A 25,985-nucleotide genomic window follows, 5' to 3' on the forward strand; every position below is an offset into this window, starting at 1 on the left:
CTGTGACGCCGCTCCGCGCCCCGGGGGGCGGACGAAGCGCAGCGGCGGATCCGGCCCGCCTCCCACGCATGCGGCCGGCTCGCCGTCAACGGCCCGCACGGCTCGGGCAGTCGGTCAGGCCGGCGCCGGCGTCCGGGCCTCCGCGAGCGCGAGCCCGGTGACCGAGGCCAGCATCAGGACCGTCCCGGCGCACGTCGCGGCCGTGAGCCGTTCGCCGAGGAGGGCCACGGCGAGCACGGCCGCGCTCACCGGCTCCAGCAGCATGATCACGGACACCGTCGCCGACCGGACGACCGCGGCGCCCGCGAAGTACAGGGCGTAGGCCAGGGCGGTCGGTACGGCGGCGATGTACACCAGCAGCCACACCGTCCGCACGGGGTCGGCGGTGTGCGGGACCAGACCGTCGGCGAGGGCGAACGGCAGCAGGCACAGGCTGGTGACCGTGAACGCCCCGACGGACGTGCCGGCGGCGTCCGCGCCGCCGTCGCGCCCCCACCGGCGGGTCAGCAGCGTCATCGCGCTGTAGCCCGCGGCGGACAGCAGCGCCAGGCCGACGCCGTACGGCCGGACCGTCGCCGCTCCCCCGCCGAGGACCAGGACGCCGAGCCCGGCGAGCGCGCCGGCCACCGCGGCCAGGCCGCCGCCACCGAGCCGCTCGCCCAGGGTCAGCCGGGCGCCGAGCGCGATCAGGACGGGGCCGGCGCCGAGGGTGACGACGGTCGCCACGGCGAGGCCGGTGGCGGAGACGGCGGCGAAGTACGCCGTCTGGAACACCGCGAGCCCGACGCCCGTGGCCCCGGCCCGCAGCAGCCTGCGGCGCAGGGGTCCGGGGGTCGCGGCCGCCGCCGGACGGGGGCCGAAGCGGCGGGCGGCCAGCAGCAGGACGAGTCCGGCGGCGCAGCGCCAGAAGGACAGGGTGACGGCGCTCATGTCGCTGGTCCGGTAGACCAGCGAGGCGGCCGCGCCGGCGGTGCCCCAGGCGGCACCGGCGACGATCAGGTAGAGCAGGCCTCGCCCGACGGGCAGGCCGGAAGCAGGAGTGGACACGCGTTCTCTCCGCAGAAGGCAGAAGGTCGTGGATGGACCCCGTCCGTGCGGGGTCCGCTGACGTCTTCTGCGGGCAGCACCGTTCGGCCCGGCGCGGCGCGCCGGGCGTACTTCACCGGGTGGCCCGCCTCAGGCGGCCGGGGGCGGAAGAACGAGTGCGTCCGAAGGCATGTTCGGCACCTTATGCGGCCGTTCCGCGGGCCGACAACTCCCTTTCCGCACCGCCGGTCGCCACCGGCTCCCCCGAGCCCTTCGCGGGTGTGGCGGACTGGGCGATGAACGCGCCGGCCAGGACCACCGCGCCGCCCGCGATCTGCGGCGCGGACAGGTGCTCGCCGAGCAGGACCCAGGCCAGCACGGTCGCGATGACCGCCTCCAGGCAGGCCACCACACCGGCCACCTGCGGGGAGAGCCGGCGCACCGAGAGCACGCCGGTGATGTAGGCGACGACCGTGGCGAGCAGGACGATCCAGGCCAGCAGCAGCCAGGCCGCGACGGGCGTGCCGTCCATGCGGGCGGTGTGCGCGAGCACGGACCAGTCCATGCCCCACGGGCGGGCCACGACGGTGAGCACGACGGCGCCGACGAGCAGGCCGTAGGCGATGACACCGAGCGGGTCGGGCGCGTCGTCGCCGGAGTCACTGCCCTGGTCGGACAGGACGAAGTAGCCGACCTGGCAGCAGGCCGCGCCGAGCGCGAGCAGCAGGCCGAGGGCGTCGAAGCTCAGCCCCGACCACACCTCGACGACGCAGGCGAGGCCGCCGACGGCGAGGACCACGCCGAGCGCCGCGGCCCGGGTCACCGGCCGCCGTTGCACGAAGCGGACCCAGCCGAGCACCAGCGCCGGGGCGAGGTACTCGACGAGCAGGGCGACCCCGACCGGGATCCGGGACAGCGCGGCGAAGTAGAACGCCTGGACGCCGGCGACGGCGAGCAGTCCGAAACCGGCGAGCAGCACCGGGCGGCGGCGCAGCAGCGCGCGGTGCCGGACGGCGAGCGGCAGCATGACCAGGGCCGCGCCGGTCACCCGCAGCCACACCACGTCCAGCGGGTCGAGCCCCGCCTCGATCAGCGGTTTGGCCGCGACGCCGGAACCGCCGAAGGCGAGGGCCGACGCGAGGGCGAGTGACAGCCCGGCGCCCCTGCCGCGGCTGCCCGGAATGCTTGCTGACGTATGCACCGGCACATGATGACAGGGACCGACAGGAGCGTCATCCTTGATGGCTGCTGTCTCACCGGCTGGACGACGCTCCGTCGCCGGACGGCTCCCGGGCGAGGCGCGCGGACAGCTCCCGGGCGTCGATCCCGGCATGCTCGAGCACTTGCACGGCGCGCGCCTCGGGGTCCGCGACGAGCGCGGCGAGCAGGTCGACACCGCGGGCCGTTCGCCCGTGCCGCCCGGCACGCTCCTCGGTCCGTGTCAGGGCGAGTGCGGCCAGCGGAGAGCAGCCCTCGGCCGGCCCCGCCCCGGGCAGCGCGCCGGACTCCTCCACGGCGGTCTGCCAGCGCAGCCCGTAGCCGATGCTGCGCTGGACGAGATAGCCGAGCAGCCGGGCGACCTGCGCCGCCTCGAACACCGCGCGCACGCCGGGGTCGGACTCCAGCAGGGAGTGCAGCAGGTGGGCGGTGTCGATGTGCCGGTCCCTGTCCCGTACGGCCCGGCGCCGGGCGCCGGCGACCACCGCGGCCAGCTCGGCGCCCAACGGGACATCGTTGTCGTCACGGCGAACGCCCTGGTCGCGGCCGGCTTGCTGGGGTATACGCGGGTGCACGTCTCCTACCCCATCAGTCCCGAGAGGTACCCGCATCCCCGGAGCGGAGCATTTCCGCGTCCCACGAGGAGTGGACCGGGCCGGCCGGAATCTCCTCCTTGGGGATGAGATCAAGCTGTTCCCCCACGAAAGGCGCGCGCCGCCTTGCCTCGCGCCCCCGGGGCAACCACCCCGCGCCCTGGTTCGTCCCACACGGACATGGAGAGCGAGTGCTGGCTGGTGTCCCTGCCGGCCGTCGACGGCCGGCACTACGTGTACCGGGTGTACGCCCCGCGGGACGCGCTGCTCGCCGACCTGTTCTGGGAGGCCTGGCACTGCCACGACGAGGGCCCTTTCCCCCGGGCGTGGGACCTGTTCGACGCGGCGCGCATACGGCGGGTCGGCCGAGCGGGCGGGTGAGGTTCCCGCCGGGCACGACAGCGCGGACGCAGACGGACGCACACGGACGCAGACGGACGCACGAAGGCGCCCCGCGCGTCACCGCGTGGGGCGCCTTCACCGCCGTACCGCTCAGTCTTCGTCGGCGAGGATCAGGTACAGCTTCTTGCGGGCGTCGTTGAGGACGGACAGCGCCTTGTCGCGCTGCTCCTTCGTGCCGGTCTTCCAGACCTGGCCGAACGCCTCCATGAGGCCGACGCCGGCCTGGCGGATTTCGCCGAGCGCCTCGAAGTCGATCCCTCGGGAGGCCTCCTCCCAGGGGGCGTCCGGGCCCGCTTCGGCCGCCGTCCGGCCCTCCTCGGTGAGCGAGAACAGCTTCTTGCCGCCCTCCGACTCACTGCTGATCAGCCCCTCGTCCTCCAGCAGCTGGAGGGTGGGGTACACCGAGCCGGGGCTCGGCTTCCAGGCGCCGCCACTGCGTTCGGCGATCTCCTGGATCATCTCGTAGCCGTGCATCGGCCGGTCCTTCAGCAGGGCCAGGATCGAGGCCCGTACGTCACCGCGCCGGGCCCTTCCGCGCGGTCCGCCGCGCCCTCGCCCGCCCCAGGGGCCGTGTCCGCCGAAGCCCGGACCGCCGGGACCGAAGCCGGGGCCACCCGGCCCGAAGGGGCCGAAGGCCGCACGCCGGCCCTCACCGCCGAAGCCACCGAAGCCGCGCTCCGGGCCGCGCCCGGGGCCGCCGTGCCGATGTCCGTGCTCGAAACCGTGAGTACGCATCACGATCACTCTCCATTCCATCATCATTCGATCGTCGATCTTTCGTGATGCTTCAACGATATATCGGAAAAGTTCGCATGACAAGACCCGCACGGAGGGCCGGTCGGCCAACCCTGCCGCCGAGCAGGGTCATCCAGCATTTACATACATCATGAATATAAAATCGCTATGCTTCGAGCATGAGTCGTCAAGACACCGCTTCTGGTGCGTCCGCAGCCATCGGGGCAGCCCTCTACGGCCTGGCCACCAGGGCCGCCAGACGCCTGCCCCGGGACATGAGCCTGACGTCCGCCGCCACCCTGGCCACCCTGGACCGGACCGGTCCGCGGCGCATCACCGATCTCGCCGCGGTCGAGGGCGTCACCCAGCCCGCGATGACCACCCTGGTCCGGGTGATGGAGGAGTCCGGCCTGGTCGAGCGGCGCGGCGACGCGTCCGACAAGCGCGTGACGCTGGTGTGCCTGACCGAGGCCGGCGCCGCCTACGTCCGGACGCGGCGCCGGGCGGGCGTCCACGCGTTCGAGCAGTTGATCGGCAAGCTCAGCGGCGACGAGGTAGAGGCGCTGGTGGCGGCCCTGCCCGCGCTGCACCGTCTGGCAGAACTCGAGAGCCAGGACCGCGAAGGGCCGAAGCGGTGACCGGGGAGCCGGTCGGCGGAGCCGCGGTGAAGGCGATCCCGGTGGCGCGTTCCGACGCGCGGCTGCTGGTCCCCGCCCTGGTGTTCATCGCTCTGGTCGTGGCGGCCGTCGCCAGCCTCGGGACGCCGCTCATCACCAGCGTGGCGACCTCGTTCCACGTCTCGCTCGGCAGCGCGCAGTGGACGCTGACCGTCGCGCTGCTCAGCGGCGCCGTCGCCACGCCGGTCCTGGGGCGGCTCGGAGCCGGCCCGCACCGGCGGGCCACGATCCTCGCCACGCTCGCCGTGGTCGTCGCCGGCAGCGCGCTCACCGTGCTGCAGCTGCCGTTCGCGTGGCTGCTGGCCGGCCGGGCGGCCCAGGGCGTCGGGCTCGGGCTGACGGCCCTGATGATGGGCGTGGCCCGGGACCACCTCCCCGAGGAGCGCAGCGCGGCCGTGATCGCCCTGATCTCGGTGGTCTCGGTCATCGGGGCCGGCGTGGGCTACCCGCTGGCCGCACTGCTCGCCGAGCTCGGCGGGGTTCGGGCCGCCTACGGCCTCGGCCTGGTCGTCACCGCCGCCGCCCTCCTGACCGCGTGGCGCTCCATGCCCGAAGCCCCCGCAGGACGCTCCGCCCACGTGGACGTGCCAGGCGCGGTCGTCCTGGCCGCCGCCCTGCTCCTGGTGCTGTTCCTCGCCGGCGAACGGAATCTGTGGAGCCGGCACCTCGCCGTGGCGGCGGGCCTCGCCGTTGTCGCGGTGGTACTGCTCTGGGTCTGGGCCGTCATCGAACTGCGCAGCACGACTCCCCTGATCGATGTGCGGGCGGTGCGGCACCCGGCGGTCGCCGGGGCGAACCTCGCCATGTTCGTCGGCGGGATCGGCATGTACCTCCTGCTCACGCTCGTCACGCGGTACGCGCAGACGCCGCGCGGCGCCGGTTACGGCTTCGGGCTGACGACGTTCGTCGCCGGGCTGGTCCTCGTCCCGTTCTCGGTGCTGGGGTTCGTCGCCGGCAAGCTCACGCCGCGGATCCGGAAGCGGATCGCCGGCCCCCTGCTCCTGGCCGGCAGCGCCGCCGTGGTCGGCGGCGGGTTCGCCCTGTTCGCGGTGGCCCGGTCGGACCTGGCCGAACTTTTCGCGGCGATGGGCGTGCTCGGCTTCGGCGTCGGCGGCTTCTCGGCCGCGATGCCCGGCGTCATCCTCGCCGTCACCCCCAAGAGCGAGACGTCGAGCGCCATGAGCTTCAACTACGTCGTCCGCAGCGTCGGATACTCCCTGGGCAGCGCCGTCGGCGGCCTGATCCTCACCGCGGGCACCGGCCCCGGCCACCTCTTCCCCGACGACAGCGCCTACACCACCGCGGCGCTGGCCGGCATCGGCGCCATGGCGGTCACGACGCTGACCAGCCTCGCCCTCGCCCGCCGGCGCTCGCCCGCGACCAACCCGTGAGCCCCGGCCCCCGGAGAAGCGGCGTTGCGCAAGTCCACCGTGCGGTTGCTCACGGCCACCCCGACCAGCCGTTGCACTGACGGGCGGCGAGGAGATCCGGTCACGTGTGCCCGTCCGTTCCCCGGCGTCCGCCGGGCAGTTGACGCGGCTGCTTCCCGGCGTGCCCCGATCGGTCCAGCGGCGCGCGATTGGCCTTGGTCGGCTCCTTCCGCGGAGCACTACCGTCGGGCCATGCGCATTCGAATCGTCGACGCCTTCACCGACCGCCCCTTCGCCGGCAACCCGGCCGGTGTGCTCCTGCTCGACTCGTTCCCGGCCGACGAGTGGCTGCAGAACGTGGCCCTGGAGGTCAACCACGCCGAGACCGCGTTCGCCCACCGTCTGCCCGAGGACGGCGAGGCCGACTGGGCGCTGCGGTGGTTCACCCCGGCCGCGGAGGTCGCGATGTGCGGCCACGCGACCCTCGCCACCGCCCACGTCCTGCACACCACCGGCGCTCACGAGGGCCCGGTACGGTTCGCCACCCGCAGCGGCGTCCTCATCGCCACCCCTCGCGAGGACGGCTCGATCACGCTGGACTTCCCCACCGCCCCGCTCACCCGTGTCGAGGTCCCGGCCGGGGTCGCCGAGGCCCTCGGCGCCGCGCCGCGCGCCGCCTTCGACACCGGGCCGAACGTCGGCGACCTCCTGGTCGAGCTCGCCGACGAGAAGACGGTGCACGGCCTCACCCCGGACCACAAAGCCCTGGCCGCCTTCTCCGAGCGGGGCATCATCGCCACCGCCCCCGCCGAGGACCCGGCGCGCGGCTACGACTTCGTCTCGCGCTGCTTCTTCCCCAACGTCGGCATCGACGAGGACCCGGTCACCGGCAGCGCCCACACCGCCCTCGCACCGTTCTGGTCCGAGCGCCTCGGCCGCCCGGACCTCACCGGGCTGCAGGCCTCGCCGCGTTCCGGCCGGGTGCGTACGGAGGTGCGCGGTGAGCGCACGCTGCTCAGCGGACGGGCGGTCACCGTGATCGACGGCGACCTGCTCACACGACCCTGACGACGGTGCTGCCGGCGGTTCACACCGTCGGCAGCCAGCCCACCTTGCCGGCGAGCAGCGCATAGCCCACGAACGCCCCGATGTCGAGCAGGGAGTGCGCCACGACCAGGGGGCCGACCCGGCCCCAGCGGCGGTACAGCCAGACGAAGACGACGCCCATCACCATGTTCCCGATGAAGCCGCCGATGCCCTGGTAGAGGTGGTAGGAGCCGCGCAGCACCGAGCTGGCGACCAGCGCGGTGCCGGGTGTCCAGCCCAGTTGCCGCAGCCGGCGCAGGAGATAGCCGACGACGATGACCTCTTCGAGGACCGCGTTCTGCACCGCCGACAGGATCAGCACGGGGTACTTCCACCACACGTCGGGCAGCGCCTCGGGGACCACCGTGAGGTTGAAGCCGAGGCCACGGGCGGCCAGGTAGAAGGCGATGCCGGTGCTGCCGATCACCGCGGCGATCGCGGCGCCCCGGCCGAGGTCGGGCCAGGGACGGGTGCGGTCGAAGCCGAGGGTGCGCAGGCTGCCGCCCTCCCGCAGCAGCAGGTGGGCGACGAGCGCCACCGGCACCAGCGCGGTGGCGATGCCGAACAGCTGCCAGGCGAGGTCCAGCCAGGGGCGGCCCGGCGCGGCGGAGGCGTTGAGCGTGGCCGCCTGCTCCTTCAGGCCGCCCGGCTTGGTCACCGAACCGACGAAGCTGATCAGCGCGGACACTCCGCTCGCACCGAGCGAGAGCCCCAGGACGAGCAGCGTCTCGTCACGGAAGATCCGTCGCGAGAGCCGCTGTTCGGGAAAAGTCTCGGTCACCTGACCCGCCTCCGCCTGCACACCGTGGGAGGTCACAGCATGCCCGATCACGACGCGACGAAGTCCCCCGACCCCCGACGCGGGGCGCGTCAGACGCGGGAGCCGGACAGCCCACCCCGCGCTGCGCGTCGGGCCACCATTCCGCCGGCCCGCGATGCGGGGCGCGTCGACGCCGTAGCCGGACGGCCCGCGCGACCTCGACGCGGGGCGCATCCGACGCCGCAGCCGAGCGGCCCTCACCGTGCCGCGGGTCCAGCGGCACAGGCCGTCGGCCCCCGACGCGGGGCGCGTCAGATGCCGCAGCCGGACAGCCCGCGCCGCGCCACGCGTCCCGCCGCGCTTTCCGCCGACCCCCGATGCGCGCCGCATCCGACGCCGCGCCAGGCGGCACGCCTCGCGCCGCGGACCCGCCGGCACGGGTCGTCGGCTCGCGTCACGCGCCCCACCGCCCGGCGGGGGACCCGTAGCCCCCGGGCCCCGGCCAGGGGCCCCGCGCCGCTCAGCCCAGCGGCACCGGTTCCGCTCAGCCCAGCGGCACCGGTTCCGGGAGTCCCACGGGCCAGCTGTGGACCGGGTCGCCCTTGCGCATCAGCTCGCAGTAGCGCCGGGTCGTCGCCGCCAGGGCCGCCTCGCGGGACAGTCCCTTCTCCTGCGCGCGGTGGAAGGTGGCCGCCTGCCAGGTCGCCCCGTTCGCGCGCCGCCGGCACCGCTCGTCGATGACTCCGAGGTACAGGTCGCGGTCGGCGGGCTCGATGCCCCACGCGTCGAGACCCGCCTCCGCCAGCGGCAGCAGCTCGTCGCGGACCAGGCTGACCGCGTCGACCGTCGTGGTGCCGCCGAGCCGGCCGCGCCGCGGCCACTCCAGGCGGGCGTCGATGCCGTACCGGCACGCGGCGTCGAAGTTGGCTGCGGCCGCCTCGAACGGCAGGCGGGTCCACACCGGCCGCGCGTCCTCGGCGAGGGCGCGGACGACGCCGTAGTAGAAGGCCGCGTTCGCGACCACGTCGGTGACGGTCGGCCCGGCGGGCAGCACACGGTTCTCCACCCGCAGGTGCGGGACGCCGTCGGCGACGTCGTAGACGGGCCGGTTCCAGCGGTAGACCGTGCCGTTGTGCAGGACCAGCTCGGCGAGCTTGGGCGTGCCGCCGGCGTCGATCACCGCCAGCGGGTCCTCCTCGTCGCAGATCGGCAGCAGCGCCGGGAAGTAGCGCAGGTTCTCCTCGAACAGGTCGTACGCCGAGGTGATCCACCGCTCGCCGAACCAGGTGCGCGGACGCACGCCCTGGGCCTTGAGCTCGGGCGGGCGGGTGTCGGTGGACTGCTCGAACAGCGGCGGCCGCGACTCACGCCACAGCTCGCGGCCGAAGAGGAACGGCGAGTTGGCACCGAGGGCCACCTGTACGGCGGCGACGGACTGCGCGGCGTTCCACACGTCGGCGAAACGGCCCGGCGTCACCTGGAGGTGTAGCTGCACCGAGGTGCAGGCGGCCTCCGGGGTGATCGACCTGGAGGTGCAGCGCAGATGTTCCACGCCCTCGATGTCGAGCGTGAAGTCCTCACCGCGAGCGGCGACGATCTGGTCGTTGAGCAGCGTGTAGCGGTCCACGTCGGAAAGGTTGGACGAGACCAGGTCGTCCCGGTCCAGCGTGGGCAGAATGCCGATCATCGCGATTCCGGCGTCGACCTCCGAGGCTTTGCGGTCGGCGTAGGCCAGCGCGATGCGGAGTTCCTCGGCGAGGCGGTCGAATACCCGGTCTCCGAGCCGGTGGGGGGCTATGTTGACTTCCAGGTTGAACATGGCGAGTTCCGTCTGGAAGTCACGGCTCGCGATCCGCTCCAGCACTTCCGCGTTGAGCATTTTCGGCAGGCCGTCGGCGCCCACCAGATTCAGTTCGATCTCCAGCCCCATCAGGTTCTTCGGACGGTCGAACCGCTGCTGGGCCAGAAGCCGCTCCAGCCCCGTCAGGCACTGCTGCAGCTTGTCGCGATAGCGCTGGCGATCGGACAGGTCGAACGAGCCTGCCACGACCTTCTCGCCCATCGAAGCGTCCCTTCCTCAGGTGGGGCGGGGCCCGGTGATCGGGCCTCCGGTGTCCGGTGCACGGTGGATGATGCCCAGCCGAAGCGATCCATAACGTGTGCGCGCCCGAGCGGGAGCGGCTAGGCTTGCCGGGTTGTCCGGCGGGTTGTCCAGTGGCACATTCGCAAGGCATACGGCGCCCGGAATTTTCCCCGGGAAAGGATCTCGTAAAAAACGCCGACGACATTTGGCCGTCCCCTGGACCTGCACTTCCCGAGGTCATCGCCGTTCACCCCCCGTGGAATCGGGATGATTCCCGCGAATCGCCGACCGAATAGTCTCTTGCCGAGTGCTCCGGAAGCGGCTAGACGAAACACAGGCTGAACACGTGTCGTATAAACTCGCGGGACAGGGCAGCAGGTTGGCGCCCGCGGTCGAAGGCTTGTCGTCGGGGTGACGGACGACGGGCCACAGCGCACCTCTTTCTCACTCCGACCCCGGACCCTGCCGTGCCGACCCCTGATTCCGAGAGCTGACAGCGTCGTCCGCCCACGCCCCGCCCTCACGCCACCGTGCCTGCCGAATGAGAGGCGACCCACCATGCCGCTGCATGTACCCCCGGCTCCCGCGCCCGCACTTCGCTCCGTCCTCACGGCACTCGGTTCCCCGACCGCGGTCCGTCAAGCACCCACCCCGTCCCTCCGTAACGCCGAGGGGCCGGCGACGCCCGATCTGCCGCTGCCCGTGCACGTGCTGGAAGCGATCACCCCGGAGGGGGTACGGGCCACGCGGCTGGTCGGCTGGCGTTTCCTGATCCGCTGCGGGGAGCGCGCGGTGGCGGCGGCCGAGACCCGGCTGACACCCGACGGCTGGGCCTTCTCTCACTTCTTCGAAGGGCCCTACGTCGCCTCCACCGAGCGGGCGCTGCGGCAGGCCGAGTCGGTGGCGCAGCCGTACCAGGCGCGGCTGCTGTCCGTGCCCGGGCTGTACATGCTCACCCTGTGGCTGCACGGGGACGGGGCGGCGGACGGGGCGACCGGGCATCCGCAGGCCACGGATCTGCTGGTGCCGCTGGCGCCCGCACCGCCGGGGATCGCCGCACACCGCCCGCACCGGGTCTCCGATCTGCTGCCGGTCCTGACCCTGCGGGCCACCCCGGCCCCGCTGCTCGGTCAGCCCGCCTGAGACCGGCGCCTCACCGGGTTCCGTCCCGGCCTTCGGCACACCGGGCCCCGCTTCCCCGCCGGAAGCGGGGCCCGCGCACGCATCGCTCCGATGAATTCGCTCGGACGAGCAATTCATCGCTCGTACGAGTCGGACCGAATAGCCGCCCGACCCATCCGGACTAGTCATCCCCGGCCATCGGAAACCACCCGAACGTGCAGGTCAGTTGGGCTGAACCAGCCGCGCGGGTGATGCGTCATCATTCTGTGAAGGAGCGGTGCTGCGAAATCCCTGCGGATTGACGCCCGTGGGGCAACACTGGATTCCGACCGACTTTCCAACGGGGGCGGACATGACCACAACAGAGCGAGAGATCCCACCCACCATGTGCCAGCACCAGCCGCCGTGCCCCTCAGCCGATTCAGCCGACCGGGAGTCCGCCCGTCTCGTGGCGCACCACCCGGAGCAGGGCTGGAGCCTGCTGTGCAACGGCGTACTCCTCTTCGAGGACACCGGCGAACTCCTGCCGAACGGCAAGATCATCGCGCCGCACCGCCCGCTGGACGCCGGCCGGGTGGTGACGGCCGCCTGATCCACCACCTTCGATCCACCACCTTCCGGGGCCGGCCGCAGCCACCGCTGCGCACCGGCCCCGCACGATGCGCGCCCCCCTCGCCGCCCCACCCGCCCCGCGGCGGCGTCAGCGCTCGTCCAGCTCCCTCAGCGCGAGGTGGAGCCGCAGCACGTTGACGCGGGGCTCGCCTATGAACCCAGCGTGCGGTCCTCGGTGGTCGCGAACAGCGCGGGGACGATCGCGTGAGACGTCGCGACGTCGTCGGCGAGCGATGACGTCGTCAATGCCGCTCGCGTGATGAGGAGTTGCCCGCCCGATCGCGACGATCTCGATGAGCTTTCCCCGGGTCGGAGTCGAGGTCGACCGTGTCGCCGGCCTCCTACGCGGCTCAGGCACCGGTGCCCATGGCCGCGTCCTGCGGCGGCTGCCGGGCGACCGGCCGCGTCAGAAGCCCGTAAGAGAAGCTCCCCGGGGGCTTGTCGACACCCCCGCGGCCCGCTTGCATGTGCGGCGGGCACAGCGCCCGGCATCTCGACCGACCGACGTCGCGGTCCGGCCCGGCCGCGGCGCTCGCGGGTACGCCGGCCTCCCCGCCGACACGCGTTCCGTGCCCGAGGGGCGCCGCGGCGGCTCCGTCCCGGCGCCCCTCCCGGGGAGCATCCCGCGCTCCCGGGGAGCATCCCGAGCCCCCGGCGCCCAGCCGCCCGCCGGTCACCCGCACCCCCGTCCGGCGCAACCGCCGTCTCCCACCTGCGGCCCCACCGACCGCCACCGACACCGCCAGTCTTAACGCAAGATTGACGCTCCCCGGCCCTGGATCCAAAGGCCCCTGCGTCACGCTCCGCATACGCTGGTGCCGCCGACCGCGTGATGGCCGAATCCACACGCCGAGCCGCACTTCAGGAGCACCCCGATGGCCACCACCGAGCACCCCTCTCCCAGTCGTCTGCGCACGTGGATGCTGGAGGGGCTGTCCGACATGGGCAAGAACGGCGGCCACACCGGGCCGCACGCCGCGCCGGAGCCCCCGCACCAGGGTCAGCGCTGGTGGCGTGTGATGTGCCTGACCGGTGTCGACTACTTCTCCACGCTCGGCTACCAGCCCGGCATCGCCGCGCTCGCGGCCGGCCTGCTCTCCCCCGTGGCGACCCTCGTGCTGGTCATCGTCACCCTCGCGGGCGCACTGCCCGTCTACCGCCGCGTGGCCAAGGAGAGCCCGCACGGCGAGGGGTCGATCGCGATGCTGGAACGGCTGCTGTCGTTCTGGCAGGGCAAACTGTTCGTGCTCACCCTGCTCGGCTTCGCCGCCACCGACTTCCTCATCACCATCACCCTGTCGGCGGCCGACGCCTCCACGCACCTGGTGGAGAACCCGCACCTGACCAGCGCCCTGCACGACAAACAGATGCTGATCACGCTGCTGCTGGTGGCCCTGCTCGGCGCGGTGTTCCTCAAGGGCTTCCTGGAGGCGATCGGCGTCGCCGTGGCCCTGGTCGGCACCTATCTGCTGCTGAACGTGGTCGTCGTGGTCGTCGGCCTCTACCACGTGGTCACCGCCGGGCATCTCGTCACCGACTGGTCCAGCGCCCTGACCGCCGAACACGGAAACGTTTTTGCAATGGTCGGTGTGGCCCTGCTCGTCTTCCCCAAGCTGGCGCTCGGCCTCTCCGGCTTCGAGACCGGCGTCGCGGTGATGCCACATGTGAAGGGCGACGCGGACGACACGGAGGCCGATCCCGCGGGCCGCATCCGGGACACCAAGAAGCTGCTGACCACCGCCGCGCTGATCATGAGCTGCTTCCTGATCGCCACCAGCTTCATCACCACGCTGCTGATCCCGGCACGCGAGTTCGAGCCGGGCGGCGCCGCCAACGGCCGTGCGCTGGCCTTCCTCGCCCACCACTACCTCGGCGGCGCCTTCGGCACGGTCTACGACATCTCGACCATCGCCATCCTGTGGTTCGCCGGGGCCTCCGCGATGGCCGGGCTGCTCAACCTGATGCCGCGCTACCTGCCCCGCTACGGCATGGCCCCGCACTGGGCCCGCGCGGTGCGCCCGATGGTCCTCGTCTTCACCCTGGTCGCGTTCCTGGTCACCTGGATCTTCGACGCCAACGTCGACAAGCAGGGCGGCGCCTACGCCACCGGTGTGCTCGTGCTGATCAGCTCCGCCGCGATCGCGGTGACCATCGCCGCCCGCAAGGCCGGCCAGCGCGGCTGGACCATCGGCTTCGCGGTGATCTCGGCGGTGTTCCTCTACACGACGGTCGTCAACGTCATCGAGCGCCCGGACGGCGTGAAGATCGGCGCCTGCTTCATCGCCGGCATCATCCTCATCTCCCTGCTGTCGCGCCTGCTGCGCGCCTTCGAACTGCGGGTGACCAGCGTGACGCTCGATCCGATGGCCGAGCGGTTCATACGGGACATGGCCAGCCGGAAGATGCGCTTCATCGCCAATGAGCCCGACCAGCGCGACAAGGCGGAGTACCGCGACAAGATCGAGCAGATCCGCGAGGACAACGACATGCCGGAGCAGGACGACTTCGTCTTCGCCGAGGTGACGGTCACCGACCCGTCGGAGTTCGAGGGCGGCCTCACCGTGCACGGCGAGATCCTGCACGGCCGCTACCGCGTCCTGACGCTGCACTCCCCCTCCGTGCCCAACGCCCTCGCCGCGCTGCTGCTGCACGTGCGTGACACCACCGGCTGCACCCCGCACATCTACTTCGAGTGGACCGAGGGCAATCCGTTCCGCAACTTCCTGCGCTTCTTCCTCTTCGGCTCGGGCGAGGTCGCCCCGGTGACGCGCGAGGTGCTGCGCGAGGCCGAACCGGACCGCGAGCGACGCCCCCGCGTCCACACCGGCTGACACCCACACGTCCCCACGGACCGACGTCCCGCGCCCACCCCGGCTGACACCCCGGGCCCACCAGGCCGACACTCTCGCGTTCGCCCGGCTGACACACCGGCCGCCCCGCCTCGGGTGCGGGTCGCCGGCGCCCTTATCGTGACCGGCATGCAGTCCTACACAATCGGCCAGGCAGCACGGCTCCTCGGTGTGAGCCCCGACACCGCGCGCCGCTGGGCGGACGCCGGCCGCGTGACCACCCACCGCGACGACAGCGGACGGCGGCTGATCGACGGACGGGACCTGGCGGCGTTCTCCGTGGAGCTCGCGAAGGCGGGCAGCGACGGGGAGGAGGCGCCGTACACCTCCGCCCGCAACGCCTTCCCCGGCATCGTCACCGCCATCAAGCTCGGCGACGTGGCCGCCCAGGTGGAGATCCAGGCCGGGCCGCACCGGCTGGTCTCCCTGCTCACCCGGGAGGCCGTCGAGGAACTGGGCCTAGAGGTCGGCATGGAGGCCACCGCCCGCGTGAAGTCGACAAACGTACACATCGACCGCACCTGACCCACACGGCGGGCGCATGCGCCACCGGCTCCGTACGAACGCACATGCCGCCCGTAGCCTTCTTGCGCATGGCTCATGCGATGCGACAGCAGACTTCTCCCTGGCAGATACGTCAGTATGATCGGCAGATGGGAGGGGTCCGCTGGGCTGCCTCCGCCATGAGCACCGAGGGAGTCGACCCGTGATGACCCGTCCCGCCCGCCGGACCCTGTGGATCGCCGGCGCGTCGGCCGCCGCGCTGCTGGCGCTGAGCGCCTGCTCCTCGTCCTCCGACTCGGCCGGCAAGGCCGATTCCTCCGGCGCGCCGGCCGGTTCGAGCGCCTCGTCGTCGCCGAAGGTGACCGGCACGGTCACCGTCTTCGCCGCCGCCTCCCTCAAGGAGAGCTTCACCGCCCTCGGCCAGGAGTTCGAGAAGGAGCACCCCGGCACCAAGGTGAGCTTCAACTTCGGCGGCAGCGACTCCCTCGCGGCCAGCATCACCGGCGGCGCCCCCGCCGATGTGTTCGCCGCCGCCAGCCCGAAGACGATGAAGATCGTCTCGGACGCCAAGGACACGGCAGCGGCGCCGACCACGTTCGTGCGCAACCAGCTGGAGATCGCCACCCTGCCGGGCAACCCCGACAAGGTCGCCTCCCTGAAGGACCTCACCAAGTCCGGCCTGAAGGTCGTGCTGTGCGACAAGACGGTGCCCTGCGGCGCCGCCGCCCAGAAGGCGCTCAAGGCCGCCGATCTGACGCTCACCCCGGTCTCCTACGAGCAGGACGTCAAGAGCGCCCTGACCAAGGTCGAACTGAAGGAGGCCGACGCCGCCGTCGTGTACAGGACGGATGTGAAGGCGGCCGGTGACAAGGTGCAGGGCGTGGAGTTCCCCGAGTCGGCCAAGGCCGTCAACGAGTACCCGATCGCCCTGCTGAAGGACGCGCCCCACGCCCAGGCCGCCCAGGCCTTCATCGACCTGGTCAAGTCCGCCGAGGGCCAGAAGGTGCTGACCGAGGCCGGGTTCCTGAAGCCGTGACGTCTTTGGGCAGGACCGGCGCCGCGGACACCCTGAAGGGCGGTCCGCGGCGCCGCCGTGCCCGCACGGGCGTCCCCCTCCCGCTGCTGCTGCCCGCGCTGCTCGGGCTGGCGTTCCTGGTGCTGCCTCTGGTCGCCCTGCTGATCCGGGCGCCCTGGAGCACCCTGCCGGACCAGCTGACCAGCACCGAGGTGTGGCAGGCGCTCCAGCTGTCCCTGATCTGCGCCACCGCCGCGACCGCGCTGAGCCTGATCGTCGGCGTGCCCCTGGCCTGGGTGCTGGCCCGGACCGAGTTCCCCGGACGCGGTCTCGTGCGCGCCCTGGTGACCCTGCCCCTCGTGCTGCCGCCGGTGGTCGGCGGCGTCGCCCTGCTGCTCGCCCTCGGCCGCAACGGCGTGATCGGGCAGTGGCTGGACTCCTGGTTCGGCGTCACCCTGCCGTTCACCACGACGGGCGTGGTCCTCGCGGAGACCTTCGTGGCGATGCCGTTCCTCGTCATCAGCGTCGAGGGCACCCTGCGCGCCGCCGACCGCCGCTACGAGGAGGCCGCGCAGACCTTGGGCGCCTCCCGCTTCACCGCCTTCCGCCGGGTCACCCTGCCGCTGATCGCGCCGGGTGTCGCGGCGGGCGCGGTGCTCGCCTGGGCGCGGGCGCTCGGCGAGTTCGGGGCCACGATCACCTTCGCCGGCAACTTCCCCGGCCGGACCCAGACCATGCCCCTCGCGGTCTACCTCGCCCTGCAGAACGACCCGGCGGCGGCGATCGCGCTCAGCCTGGTGCTGCTCGCCGTGTCCGTGGCCGTGCTGGCGGGCCTGCGGGACCGATGGATGAGCGCCTCGTGACCGACACCGGGAAGACCGCCTGTGACCGACACCGGGACGACCGCCTGTGACCGGCACCGGGAAGACCACCTCGACCCGGAAGACCACCTCGACCCGGAAGACCGCCTCGTGACCGACGCCGAGAAGACCGCCTCGTGACCGACACCGAGAAGCCGACGACCGCCGTCCCCGCTCCAGGCGCCGAGGGTCTGGACGCCCATCTCGTCGTCGACCGCGGCGCCTTCCGGCTCGACGTGACCCTGACGGCCGCACCCGGCGACGTCGTCGCCCTGCTCGGTCCGAACGGCGCCGGCAAGACCACCGCCCTGCGCGCCCTGGCCGGCCTCGCTCCGCTGACCGGCGGCCGGCTGCGCCTCGACGGCAGCAGCCTGGACCGTACGCCGCCCGAGTCCCGCCCGGTGGGTGTCGTCTTCCAGGACTACCTGCTCTTCCCGCATCTGACGGCCCTGGACAACGTGGCGTTCGGGCCGCGCTGCCGGGGCGCGAGCAAGGCCGAGGCCCGCGCCGAGGCCGCCGGGTGGCTGGAGCGGATGGGCCTCGCCGAGCACGCCGCAGCCAAGCCACGCCGGCTGTCCGGCGGTCAGGCCCAGCGCGTCGCCCTCGCCCGCGCGCTCGCCACCCACCCCCGGCTGCTGCTGCTGGACGAACCGCTGGCCGCCCTGGACGCCCGTACCCGCCTGGAGGTGCGTGCCCAGCTGCGCCGCCATCTCGCCGAGTTCGAGGCGGTGGCCGTCCTGGTCACGCACGACCCGCTGGACGCCATGGTCCTCGCCGACCGCCTGGTGGTGATCGAGCACGGCCGGGTGGTCCAGGAGGGCACCCCCGGCGACATCGCCCGCCATCCGCGCACCGACTACATCGCCCAGCTGGTCGGCCTGAACCTGTACCGCGGGCGGGCCGACGGCCACACCGTCACGCTGGAGGCGGGCTGCGAGATCACCACCACCGAGCACCTCACCGGAGAGGTCTTCGTGGCGTTCCCGCCGGGCGCGGTCACCCTGCACCGCGAGCGCCCCACCGGCTCGAGCGCCCGCAACCTGTGGCGCTGCGAGGTGGCCGGACTGGAGACCCACGGCGACCAGATCCGCGCCGACCTCACGGGTGAGCTGCCGCTGGCCGCCGACCTCACCACGGTCGCCGCTGCCGAGCTGGACCTGCACCCGGGTGCCCCGGTCTGGGCGACGGTCAAGGCGACGCAGACCCACGCATACCCGGCCTGACCGGCCACCGCCCTCACGGCGCGCCGCCATGACCCTGAGCATCCGCAACCGGTTGCCCGGCACGGTCACCGACGTCCCCCGGGGCGGCGCCACGGGCACGGCGGCCGCCTCCAACCGACACGAGGGCCCCCGAAACCGGGGCCCTCGCTCACGTCAGGGTGTCTCAGTCCTCGTACGCGTCCAGCGGCGGGCAGGAGCAGACGAGGTTCCGGTCACCGAAGGCCTGGTCGATACGGCGCACCGGCGGCCAGTACTTGTCCGCGGCCGACACACCGGCCGGGAAGACGGCCTCCTCGCGGCTGTAGGCGTGCTCCCACTCCCCGCCGAGCGCACGGGCGGTGTGCGGGGCGTTCCGCAGCGGGTTGTCCTCCGCGGACCACTCGCCGGAGCCGACCTTCTCGATCTCCGCGCGGATGGCGATCATCGCGTCGCAGAACCGGTCCAGCTCGGCCAGGTCCTCGGACTCGGTCGGCTCGATCATCAGCGTGCCGGCCACCGGGAAGGACATCGTCGGCGCGTGGAAGCCGTAGTCGATGAGCCGCTTGGCGACGTCGTCCACGCTCACGCCGGTCGCCTTCGTCAGCGGGCGCAGGTCGATGATGCACTCGTGCGCGACCAGGCCACCGGGGCCGGTGTACAGCACCGGGTAGTGCGGCTCGAGGCGCTTGGCGATGTAGTTCGCGGACAGCACGGCGACCTGCGTGGCCTGCTTCAGGCCCTCCCCGCCCATGAGGCGGACGTACGCCCAGGAGATGGGCAGGATGCCCGCGGAGCCCCACGGCGCGGCCGAGATCGGGCCGACGCCCGTCTCCGGGCCGGCGGCGGGCTGCAGCGGGTGGTTCGGCAGGTACGGCGCGAGGTGCTCGCGGACCGCGACCGGCCCGACGCCGGGACCGCCGCCGCCGTGCGGAATGCAGAACGTCTTGTGCAGGTTCAGGTGGGAGACGTCACCGCCGAAGTGGCCCGGCTTGGCGAGGCCGACCAGCGCGTTCAGGTTGGCGCCGTCGACGTACACCTGGCCGCCGGCCTCGTGCACCTGGGCGCAGATGTCGGCGACGTGCTCCTCGAACACACCGTGCGTCGACGGGTAGGTGATCATCAGCACCGCCAGCTCGTCGCGGTGCTGCTCGATCTTCGCCCGCAGGTCCTCGACGTCGATCTCGCCGTCCTCGGCGGTCTTGACGACGACGACCTTCATGCCGGCCATCACGGCGCTGGCGGCGTTGGTGCCGTGCGCGGAGGACGGGATGAGGCAGACGGTGCGCTGCTCGTCGCCGTTGGCCCGGTGGTAGCCGCGCACGGCCAGCAGACCGGCCAGCTCGCCCTGGGAGCCGGCGTTCGGCTGCAGCGAGACCTTGTCGTAGCCGGTGACCTCGGCGAGACGGTCCTCCAGCTCGTGGATGAGCGTGAGGTAGCCCTCGGCCTGCTCGGCGGGCGCGAAGGGGTGCAGCTGGCCGAACTCGGGCCAGGTGACCGGCTCCATCTCGGTGGTCGCGTTGAGCTTCATGGTGCAGGAGCCCAGCGGGATCATGCCGCGGTCGAGCGCGTAGTCGCGGTCGGACAGCTTGCGCAGGTAGCGCAGCATCGCGGTCTCGGAGCGGTGCTGGTGGAAGACCGGGTGGGTCAGGTAGGCGTCGGAGCGCAGCAGGTCCTGCGGCAGCACGTCCCCGGCTGCGGCGTCCAGCGCCTCGATGTCGCCCTCGACGCCGAAGGCGCCGAACACGGCGGTCAGCTGGTCGCGGGTGGTGGTCTCGTCGCACGCGAGGGAGACGTGGTCGGCGTCGACCGGGTACAGGTTGACCCCGTTGTCGCGCGCGGCGGCGACGACCTCGGCGGCCCGGCCCGGCACCCGGGCGGTGACGGTGTCGAAGTAGGCGCCGTGCACGACCTCGACGCCACCGGCCTTCAGGCCCTCGGCGAGGATCGTGGCGTACCGGTGCGTGCGCCGGGCGATGCCCTTCAGGCCGTCCGGCCCGTGGTACACGGCGTACATGCCGGCCATGACGGCGAGCAGCACCTGCGCGGTGCAGATGTTGCTGGTCGCCTTCTCCCGGCGGATGTGCTGCTCACGCGTCTGCAGCGCCAGCCGGTACGCCTTGTTCCCGTCCGCGTCCACGGACACGCCCACGAGCCGCCCGGGCAGGCTGCGCGCGAACTTCTCCCGTACGGCCATGTAGCCGGCGTGCGGGCCGCCGAAGCCCATCGGCACACCGAACCGCTGCGTGGTGCCGACCGCGATGTCCGCGCCCAGCTCGCCCGGCGACTTCAGCAGCGTCAGCGCCAGCAGGTCGGCGGCGACGGTGACCAGCGCGCCCAGCTCGTGCGCCTGGTCGATGACCGGCTTGAGGTCACGCACGGCACCGGAGGCGCCCGGGTACTGGAGCAGCACGCCGTTGATCTCGCGGGCGGCGATGTCGGCCGGGATGCCGTCGCTGAGGTCGGCGACGACGACCTCGACGCCGGTCGGCTCGGCACGGGTCTGGATGACGGCGATGGTCTGCGGCAGCGCGTCCGCGTCGACCAGGAAGAGACCCTTCTTGTTCTTGCCCATGCGCAGGGACAGCGACATCGCCTCGGCGGCGGCGGTGCCCTCGTCGAGCAGGGAGGCGCCGGAGGTGGGCAGACCGGTCAGGTCGGCGACCGTGGTCTGGAAGTTCAGCAGCGCCTCGAGCCGGCCCTGGGAGATCTCCGGCTGGTAGGGCGTGTACGCCGTGTACCAGGCCGGGTTCTCCATGACGTTGCGCAGGATGACCGGCGGGGTGAAGGTGCCGTAGTAGCCGAGGCCGATCATGGAGCCGAGGACCTGGTTGCGGTCGGCCAGGGAGCGCAGCTCGGCGAGCACCTCGGCCTCGCTGCGGGCGCCCGGCAGGTCGAGGGCGTCGGCGTTCTTGATCACATCCGGCACCGCGGCGGCGGTGAGTTCGTCCAGCGAGCCGTACCCGACCTGGGCGAGCATCTTGGCCCGAGCCTCGTGGTCGGGGCCGATGTGACGCTGCTCGAAGGGAATCCCCTTCTCGAGCTCGGAGAGCGGAATGCGATGGGCGGTCATTGCGGAGGCCTCCTGGTCTGACACGACCTTCGAGGGGCACCACGGCACGGGTACCCGAACGGCCTCCCCCTCTGTCATCTCGACCTGAGAGCTTCACCGGAGCGCCCGAGGGCACCCGGCTTTCACCGTCGGTGAGAGCGGAAGCCGTCGACACCCGCCCTGCTTTCCAGAGTGACCTCGTCCGTGCGGTACGTGAGCCTGAGAGATTCCGGGGAGGATTTGCTCCTTCGGCGCCTCCGATGATGTCTGGAGGACTCTCCCGCACGGGGTCAGCAGCCGTAGTCAGACTACCAGCGGGGTCAACGCCGGGGCCCTCGAGTGGCCGCCGTCACCATTGTGCTCTTTCGTAGTGCTTACACCAGTCTTGCGAGCGAGTGGAGGGCCCGTGCAGACCGAGATCGATCCGCGCAACCTGATCGGCCGCAAGGCGTTCGACCGCAGCGGCGTCAAGATCGGCACCGTCGACGAGGTCTATCTCGACGACGCGACGGGCGTGCCGGAGTGGGCCGCCATACGAACGGGTCTGTTCAGCAGGGACGCCTTCGTCCCGCTGGAGCCGAGCGAACTGATCGAGGGCGCGTTGCACGTCCCCTTCGAACGCGCCCTGATCAAGGACGCCCCCGACTTCGGCGTGGGCCGCCATCTCTCCCCGGAACAGGAACTCCAGCTCTACCACCACTACGGCCTCGACATCGCCGCCCCTCCCCCGCTGCAGGACCACGACTTCGGCAAAGTGGCCGGCACGGAGGAGCCCTGACGGGCAGATCCGAGCCGAATCTTTTCCCCTGACGGGTAGACCCGGACCGAACCTCTTCCCCTGACGGGCAGACCCGGACCGAGCCCTTTCCCCGGCAGACCCGCACAGGCGCCCGCACGCGGGCCGTTACGGGGCCCGTGCGCCCGTGCACCCGTGCACGCCGCTTCAGCCGAGGGAAGGCTGCCCCCTCCACCCACCGGCCACCGGGTGGCCGGTCCCGGAGCCGCCGTCGGCCGCTCGCCCTTCGGCCGCGGACCCGGCCCCCGGTCCGGCCGTCCCCGGAGCCGCCCCGTCGAGGCACGCCGCCGGGACGTCCGGTCTTCGCACCAGCGGCAGCGGTTCCGTCGGCTCCAGCGCGGGGTCGTCCGTCCGGAACGTTCTGACCCGGCCCGGCTCCGAGTCCGGTGTCTCGAAGCGGACCGTGACCCGGCCCAGGCCGCTGCCCTGGACCCACCCGTGTCCGTACTCCGCGTGCCGCACGTCGTGCCCCGGCAGCCAGCGCCGCTCCGCCGGCTCCGGTTCCTCGGGGACGGGCTGCGGCGCGTGCGGAACGTCGTCCTCCTGCGGTGCCTCCGCACGCGCCCGCTCCCCCGCCGCCTGCGCGAACAGGTCCTCCTGGGTGTAGTCGGCGAGCCCGCTGACGCCGACGCCGAGCAGCCGCACCCCGCCCGTCGTGTCCACCGCGTCCAGCAGCCGTAGGGCCGCCTCCCGGACGACCGCGGGATCGTCCGTGGGTCCGCGCAGCGTCTCCGACCGGGTGAGCGTCGAGAAGTCGTACCGGCGCACCTTCAGGACGATGGTCCGGCCGGACAGCCCGGCGGAGCGCAGCCGCCGCACGCACCGGTCGGCCAGCCGCTGCACCTCGAGCCCGATCCGCAGCCGGTCGTGGATGTCCACGTCGTAGGTGTCCTCGACGGAGACCGACTTGGCCTCCCGCTCCGCGACCACGGGCCGGTCGTCGTGCGCCAGCGCCATGGCGTACAGACCGTGCCCGTGGGCCTTGCCCAGCAGCCGGACCAGTTCGTCCTCACCGGCCTCCACGATCTCGTCGACCGTGGTGATCCCGGCCCGCCGCAGATGGTCGCCGGTCGCCGGCCCGACCCCCGGCAGCGCCCGCACCGACAGGGGCCCGAGCAGCGCCCGCTCGGTACCCGGCTCGATCAGCACCAGGCCGTCCGGCTTGGCCCGCTCCGAGGCGATCTTGGCGATCATCTTGGACGCGGCGAGCCCCACCGACCCGGTCAGCCCGGTGACCGCCCGGATGTCGGCGCGCAGTTTCAGCCCCGCCCGCTCGGCCGACGCGCTGTCCCAGGCGACGCCCCCGGCCTCCAGGTCCACGAACGCCTCGTCCAGGCTGAGCGGCTCCACCAGCGGCGAGAGCGCCCGCAGCAGCCCCATCACCTGTTCACTGATCGCCCGGTAGAAAGTGAAGCGGGGCGTGAGATACGCGGCGTTCGGCGCCAGCCGACGCGCCTGGGCCGTGGGCATCGCCGAGTGGACCCCGAAGACCCGCGCCTCGTACGACGCGGTCGCCACCACCCCGCGCGGCCCCAGCCCGCCCACGACGACGGCTTTCCCGCGCAGGCTGGGCTTGGACGCCTGCTCCGCCGACGCGAAGAAGGCATCCATGTCCAGATGCAGAATCGTGGGCGCGGTCCTCACATGTCCGATCCTGCACCACGCCACTGACAATGCCGCCCGGGAGGCCGGGCCGGCACAGTCCCGCGGCGGCCGGGCCGGTACCGGGTCGTACGGCGGCTGCCGGGGCTCGGGGCCGGTTAGACCGCCCGGTTGCGCCGACGCGCCAGCTCGTCGCCCGGGTTGTGCCCGACGAGGGTCTCGCCCGTGTCGACACGCTCGCCGTGCAGCTGCGACAGCGCGTGCTCCACGTCCCGCCACACCACACCGACGGCGATGCCGAAGATGCCCTGTCCGCCCTGCAGCAGGGCGTGCACCTCGTCGGGCGAGGTGCACTCGTAGACGGTCGCGCCGTCGCTGAGCAGGGTCATGCGCTCCAGGTCGCTGAATCCCCGCTCGCGCAGGTGCTGGACGGCGGTGCGGATGTTCTGCAGCGACACCCCGGTGTCGAGGAACCGCTTGACGATCTTCAGGACGACGACGTCCCGGAAGCTGTACAGGCGCTGCGTACCCGAACCGTAGGCGGGCCGCACGCTGGGCTCGACGAGTCCGGTACGGGCCCAGTAGTCGAGTTGCCGGTAGGTGATCCCGGCGGCCGCGCAGGCCGTCGGACCCCGGTAGCCGATCTCCTCGGACGCCATGGACGTCGCCTCTCCGCCGCTCGGCACGGCCGTCGGTCGCTGCGGAGCGTGATCGGCCGCGCTGCCGGGATGGGCATACCCGCTGCTCGAGCGCAGCCGGGAACCAGGGGAAGGAAGGGGACCGCTCCCGCCGAAACCGCGTTCGGGGGCACCCCCGGCCCTACCGCCGCCGCTGCTTCCCACGCCGACCTCCGTCCTCGACCTGCCTTCTCGAAGGTAGGCAGCCACCAGGGGTGCGTCAACGACCGCCACACTCGGCACGCCGAGTGATAATCACCCTAAGAGTGGTTTCGCGTACCCCACCACGGGGAAAGGCTAGCCGAATGCGCTCGAGGCAGGGCGTAGGACGCTCTCACGCGCCATCGGCACATGCCGACCTCGTCGGCCGCCACGAGGCACGGCGCGACCTGCGCGGACCGGACCTCCCAGCCCGCGTCGGCCCCGTTTCCCGCGGCTACTGGCTGCTGGTGCCGAAGTCCTCCGGCGAGATCTGGTCGAGGAACTCGCGGAACTTCTCCACCTCGTCCTCCTGCTCGTCCGGAATGGCGATGCCCGCGTCGTCGAGCACCGCGTCACTGCCGTAGATCGGTGTGCCGGTGCGCAACGCAAGCGCTATGGCGTCGGACGGGCGGGCGCTCACCTCGACGCCGCTGGCGAACACCAGCTCGGCGTAGAAGACGCCTTCCCGCAGGTCCGTGATGCGGACTTCGGTGAGTTCCTGACCGACGGCCTCCAGCACGTCCTTGAACAGGTCGTGGGTCAGCGGCCGCGCGGGGGCCATGCCCTGCTGGGCGAAAGCGATCGCCGTCGCCTCCCCCGGCCCGATCCAGATGGGGAGGTAACGGTCGCCTCCCACTTCGCGCAGGAGCACGATCGGTTGGTTGGAGGGCATTTCGACCCGGACACCTACGACATCGAGCTCGTTCACACAGCAACCCTAGGCCGTGCCCGGGATGTTTGGGTAGTCGGGCCGGGAACGCATGGATGATCATCACATCCGGCGCCCGCCCGAGCTCACGGCAGCCGCACCCCGAGAGCGCTCTGCACCAGCGCCGCGTGCAGCTTGACGGCGAGGTCCGCCAGCTCCTTCGTGCGGTCCTCGGCGTGAGCCCTGGTCTGCGGATTGCGGTGGCGCTTGAGCGGGGCCACCACCTGCTCCACCAGCCCGGCCTCACGGTCGGCTGCCGCCTTCATCACCCGCAGATGGCGCGGCTCGATCCCGAACCGGCCGAGCTGGGCGATCAGCGAGGCGACGGTCACCGCCTCCGCGTCGTACACGCCCTCCTCCAGCTGAGCGATCAGGCCGTACGACTCCCATTCCCGGAGTTCGTCCTCGCCGATCTCGGCGGCGGCCAGCAGCTCGGCGCGGCCGATCCGGGCGACGGTGGGCTGCTCGGGCAGCTCACGCAGCTGCTCGCCGTCCCGTTGCCGGCCGAGCGTCGGCAGGCGGACGGTCTCGCCGCGCTCCAGGGCGTCCAGGTGCTCGCGAATCACCTTCAGCGGCAGATAGTGGTCCCGCTGCATCCGCAGCACCCGGCCGAGGCGCTCGACGTCCTGGACGCTGAACTTGCGATACCCCGAGGGGGTCCGCTGCGGCTCGATCAGCCCCTCCGACTCCAGGAAACGGATCTTGGAGATGGTGACCTCGGGGAACTCCTCGCGCAGCGCGTTCAGCACGGTGCCGATGCTCATCAGACCACTGTCCGCCGCGGCGGTGCCGTGGCCGGCACCGCCGCCCGGTGTTCGAAGCATGGACCTTCCCTGG

General features: G+C 72.4%; 23 protein-coding genes, 1 pseudogene and 1 riboswitch. Of the genes and pseudogenes, 12 read left to right on the forward strand and 12 right to left on the reverse strand.

The genetic code is table 11. The annotated features are described in order from the left end of the window. Window positions 1-114: 114 nt before the first annotated feature. The 3 genes from AB0E88_RS09710 to AB0E88_RS09720 form a co-directional block, all read right to left on the reverse strand. Window positions 115-1,047, reverse strand: coding sequence for a DMT family transporter (locus tag AB0E88_RS09710; RefSeq protein WP_361626642.1), 933 nt, complete (start codon window positions 1,045-1,047; stop codon window positions 115-117). 181 nt (window positions 1,048-1,228) lie between these two features. After that, on the reverse strand, window positions 1,229-2,233 hold the full coding sequence (locus AB0E88_RS09715) for an EamA family transporter (RefSeq protein ID WP_361626645.1): 1,005 nt from the start codon (window positions 2,231-2,233) through the stop codon (window positions 1,229-1,231). 46 nt (window positions 2,234-2,279) lie between these two features. Then, window positions 2,280-2,819, reverse strand: coding sequence for a Clp protease N-terminal domain-containing protein (locus AB0E88_RS09720; protein ID WP_361626648.1), 540 nt, complete (start codon window positions 2,817-2,819; stop codon window positions 2,280-2,282). Between the two features lie 198 nt (window positions 2,820-3,017). On the opposite strand from AB0E88_RS09720, the gene AB0E88_RS09725 reads away from it, so the two are divergent. Beyond that, a complete protein-coding gene (locus tag AB0E88_RS09725; RefSeq protein ID WP_361626651.1) occupies window positions 3,018-3,218 on the forward strand; it encodes a hypothetical protein in 201 nt (66 codons plus the stop codon). Between the two features lie 111 nt (window positions 3,219-3,329). On the opposite strand, the gene AB0E88_RS09730 is transcribed toward AB0E88_RS09725, so the two are convergent. Continuing rightward, entirely contained in the window at window positions 3,330-3,974 is a 645-nt protein-coding gene (locus AB0E88_RS09730; RefSeq protein WP_361626654.1) for a PadR family transcriptional regulator, read from the reverse strand. Window positions 3,975-4,153: 179 nt separating this feature from the next. On the opposite strand from AB0E88_RS09730, the gene AB0E88_RS09735 reads away from it, so the two are divergent. The 3 genes from AB0E88_RS09735 (at window position 4,154) to AB0E88_RS09745 (ending at window position 7,089) form a co-directional block, all read left to right on the forward strand. Next, complete coding sequence (locus AB0E88_RS09735) at window positions 4,154-4,612, forward strand: MarR family transcriptional regulator (RefSeq protein WP_361626657.1); 459 nt, start codon at window positions 4,154-4,156, stop codon at window positions 4,610-4,612. Next, window positions 4,609-6,042, forward strand: coding sequence for an MFS transporter (locus AB0E88_RS09740; protein ID WP_361626660.1), 1,434 nt, complete (start codon window positions 4,609-4,611; stop codon window positions 6,040-6,042). The genes AB0E88_RS09735 and AB0E88_RS09740 overlap by 4 nt, the downstream gene beginning before the upstream one ends. Window positions 6,043-6,273: 231 nt before the next feature. Continuing rightward, the gene (locus AB0E88_RS09745) at window positions 6,274-7,089 is read left to right on the forward strand and encodes a PhzF family phenazine biosynthesis protein (RefSeq protein ID WP_361626663.1); all 816 of its coding nucleotides are present in this window, start codon (window positions 6,274-6,276) and stop codon (window positions 7,087-7,089) included. A 19-nt stretch (window positions 7,090-7,108) separates the two neighbouring features. On the opposite strand, the gene AB0E88_RS09750 is transcribed toward AB0E88_RS09745, so the two are convergent. Beyond that, the gene (locus tag AB0E88_RS09750; protein ID WP_361626740.1) at window positions 7,109-7,909 is read right to left on the reverse strand and encodes a type II CAAX endopeptidase family protein; all 801 of its coding nucleotides are present in this window, start codon (window positions 7,907-7,909) and stop codon (window positions 7,109-7,111) included. Between the two features lie 502 nt (window positions 7,910-8,411). Continuing rightward, window positions 8,412-9,929, reverse strand: coding sequence for a glutamate-cysteine ligase family protein (locus AB0E88_RS09755; protein ID WP_361626666.1), 1,518 nt, complete (start codon window positions 9,927-9,929; stop codon window positions 8,412-8,414). A gap of 579 nt (window positions 9,930-10,508) precedes the next feature. Here AB0E88_RS09755 and AB0E88_RS09760 point away from each other — a divergent pair. Together AB0E88_RS09760 and AB0E88_RS09765 are read left to right on the forward strand one after the other, a co-directional pair. Next, on the forward strand, window positions 10,509-11,093 hold the full coding sequence (locus AB0E88_RS09760; protein WP_361626669.1) for a hypothetical protein: 585 nt from the start codon (window positions 10,509-10,511) through the stop codon (window positions 11,091-11,093). A gap of 364 nt (window positions 11,094-11,457) precedes the next feature. After that, the gene (locus AB0E88_RS09765) at window positions 11,458-11,664 is read left to right on the forward strand and encodes a DUF5999 family protein (RefSeq protein ID WP_361626743.1); all 207 of its coding nucleotides are present in this window, start codon (window positions 11,458-11,460) and stop codon (window positions 11,662-11,664) included. A gap of 200 nt (window positions 11,665-11,864) precedes the next feature. Here AB0E88_RS09765 and AB0E88_RS09770 read toward each other — a convergent pair. Continuing rightward, window positions 11,865-12,055, reverse strand: a pseudogene (locus AB0E88_RS09770) (hypothetical protein); the annotation flags it as partial. A gap of 504 nt (window positions 12,056-12,559) precedes the next feature. Between AB0E88_RS09770 and AB0E88_RS09775 the strand changes: the two are divergent. The 5 genes from AB0E88_RS09775 to AB0E88_RS09795 all read left to right on the forward strand — a co-directional run bounded on the left by AB0E88_RS09775 (window position 12,560) and on the right by AB0E88_RS09795 (window position 18,135). Then, the gene (locus tag AB0E88_RS09775) at window positions 12,560-14,515 is read left to right on the forward strand and encodes an amino acid transporter (RefSeq protein WP_361626672.1); all 1,956 of its coding nucleotides are present in this window, start codon (window positions 12,560-12,562) and stop codon (window positions 14,513-14,515) included. A gap of 147 nt (window positions 14,516-14,662) precedes the next feature. Then, window positions 14,663-15,058, forward strand: a complete 396-nt coding sequence (locus AB0E88_RS09780) for a helix-turn-helix transcriptional regulator (protein ID WP_361626675.1) — start codon at window positions 14,663-14,665, stop codon at window positions 15,056-15,058. A gap of 184 nt (window positions 15,059-15,242) precedes the next feature. Next, window positions 15,243-16,073: a molybdate ABC transporter substrate-binding protein gene (gene modA / locus AB0E88_RS09785; protein WP_361626678.1), complete on the forward strand. Its 831-nt coding sequence runs from the start codon at window positions 15,243-15,245 to the stop codon at window positions 16,071-16,073. Beyond that, complete coding sequence (gene modB / locus AB0E88_RS09790) at window positions 16,070-16,915, forward strand: molybdate ABC transporter permease subunit (protein WP_361626681.1); 846 nt, start codon at window positions 16,070-16,072, stop codon at window positions 16,913-16,915. Before modA ends, modB begins: the two co-directional genes overlap by 4 nt. A 134-nt stretch (window positions 16,916-17,049) precedes the next feature. Then, a complete protein-coding gene (locus AB0E88_RS09795) occupies window positions 17,050-18,135 on the forward strand; it encodes an ABC transporter ATP-binding protein (protein ID WP_361626684.1) in 1,086 nt (361 codons plus the stop codon). Window positions 18,136-18,298: 163 nt separating this feature from the next. On the opposite strand, the gene gcvP is transcribed toward AB0E88_RS09795, so the two are convergent. Continuing rightward, window positions 18,299-21,184 (reverse strand): aminomethyl-transferring glycine dehydrogenase, encoded by a 2,886-nt coding sequence (gcvP, locus tag AB0E88_RS09800; RefSeq protein ID WP_361626688.1) that lies wholly within the window; start codon window positions 21,182-21,184, stop codon window positions 18,299-18,301. A 176-nt stretch (window positions 21,185-21,360) separates the two neighbouring features. Next, window positions 21,361-21,456, reverse strand: a riboswitch (glycine riboswitch). 113 nt (window positions 21,457-21,569) lie between these two features. Here gcvP and AB0E88_RS09805 point away from each other — a divergent pair. After that, complete coding sequence (locus tag AB0E88_RS09805) at window positions 21,570-21,941, forward strand: PRC-barrel domain-containing protein (RefSeq protein ID WP_361626691.1); 372 nt, start codon at window positions 21,570-21,572, stop codon at window positions 21,939-21,941. A gap of 165 nt (window positions 21,942-22,106) precedes the next feature. Here the strand turns inward: AB0E88_RS09805 and AB0E88_RS09810 are convergent, their stop codons facing one another. The 4 genes from AB0E88_RS09810 to AB0E88_RS09825 all read right to left on the reverse strand — a co-directional run bounded on the left by AB0E88_RS09810 (window position 22,107) and on the right by AB0E88_RS09825 (window position 25,972). Then, window positions 22,107-23,603, reverse strand: a complete 1,497-nt coding sequence (locus tag AB0E88_RS09810) for a DNA polymerase IV (RefSeq protein WP_361626694.1) — start codon at window positions 23,601-23,603, stop codon at window positions 22,107-22,109. Between the two features lie 116 nt (window positions 23,604-23,719). After that, window positions 23,720-24,403 carry a MerR family transcriptional regulator gene (locus tag AB0E88_RS09815; protein ID WP_361626697.1) on the reverse strand — a complete coding sequence of 228 codons (684 nt, stop codon included), beginning with the start codon at window positions 24,401-24,403 and terminating at the stop codon, window positions 23,720-23,722. Window positions 24,404-24,674: 271 nt separating this feature from the next. Continuing rightward, entirely contained in the window at window positions 24,675-25,148 is a 474-nt protein-coding gene (locus tag AB0E88_RS09820; RefSeq protein WP_053666762.1) for a bifunctional nuclease family protein, read from the reverse strand. A gap of 86 nt (window positions 25,149-25,234) precedes the next feature. Beyond that, window positions 25,235-25,972, reverse strand: coding sequence for a MerR family transcriptional regulator (locus AB0E88_RS09825; protein WP_361626700.1), 738 nt, complete (start codon window positions 25,970-25,972; stop codon window positions 25,235-25,237). Window positions 25,973-25,985 lie beyond the last annotated feature (13 nt).

Origin of the sequence: Streptomyces sp. NPDC028635, assembly GCF_040637635.1 — a bacterium.
Classification (GTDB): domain Bacteria; phylum Actinomycetota; class Actinomycetes; order Streptomycetales; family Streptomycetaceae; genus Streptomyces.

Bases quoted from the DNA above. Each gene is read 5' to 3' on its own strand.
- AB0E88_RS09725 (WP_361626651.1), top strand. From the start codon at position 3,018: ATGGAGAGCGAGTGCTGGCTGGTGTCCCTGCCGGCCGTCGACGGCCGG.
- AB0E88_RS09730 (WP_361626654.1), bottom strand. From the start codon at position 3,974: ATGCGTACTCACGGTTTCGAGCACGGACATCGGCACGGCGGCCCCGGG.
- AB0E88_RS09735 (WP_361626657.1), top strand. From the start codon at position 4,154: ATGAGTCGTCAAGACACCGCTTCTGGTGCGTCCGCAGCCATCGGGGCA.
- AB0E88_RS09745 (WP_361626663.1), top strand. From the start codon at position 6,274: ATGCGCATTCGAATCGTCGACGCCTTCACCGACCGCCCCTTCGCCGGC.
- AB0E88_RS09755 (WP_361626666.1), bottom strand. From the start codon at position 9,929: ATGGGCGAGAAGGTCGTGGCAGGCTCGTTCGACCTGTCCGATCGCCAG.
- AB0E88_RS09760 (WP_361626669.1), top strand. From the start codon at position 10,509: ATGCCGCTGCATGTACCCCCGGCTCCCGCGCCCGCACTTCGCTCCGTC.
- AB0E88_RS09765 (WP_361626743.1), top strand. From the start codon at position 11,458: ATGTGCCAGCACCAGCCGCCGTGCCCCTCAGCCGATTCAGCCGACCGG.
- AB0E88_RS09775 (WP_361626672.1), top strand. From the start codon at position 12,560: ATGGCCACCACCGAGCACCCCTCTCCCAGTCGTCTGCGCACGTGGATG.
- AB0E88_RS09780 (WP_361626675.1), top strand. From the start codon at position 14,663: ATGCAGTCCTACACAATCGGCCAGGCAGCACGGCTCCTCGGTGTGAGC.
- modA (WP_361626678.1), top strand. From the start codon at position 15,243: ATGACCCGTCCCGCCCGCCGGACCCTGTGGATCGCCGGCGCGTCGGCC.
- gcvP (WP_361626688.1), bottom strand. From the start codon at position 21,184: ATGACCGCCCATCGCATTCCGCTCTCCGAGCTCGAGAAGGGGATTCCC.
- AB0E88_RS09825 (WP_361626700.1), bottom strand. From the start codon at position 25,972: ATGCTTCGAACACCGGGCGGCGGTGCCGGCCACGGCACCGCCGCGGCG.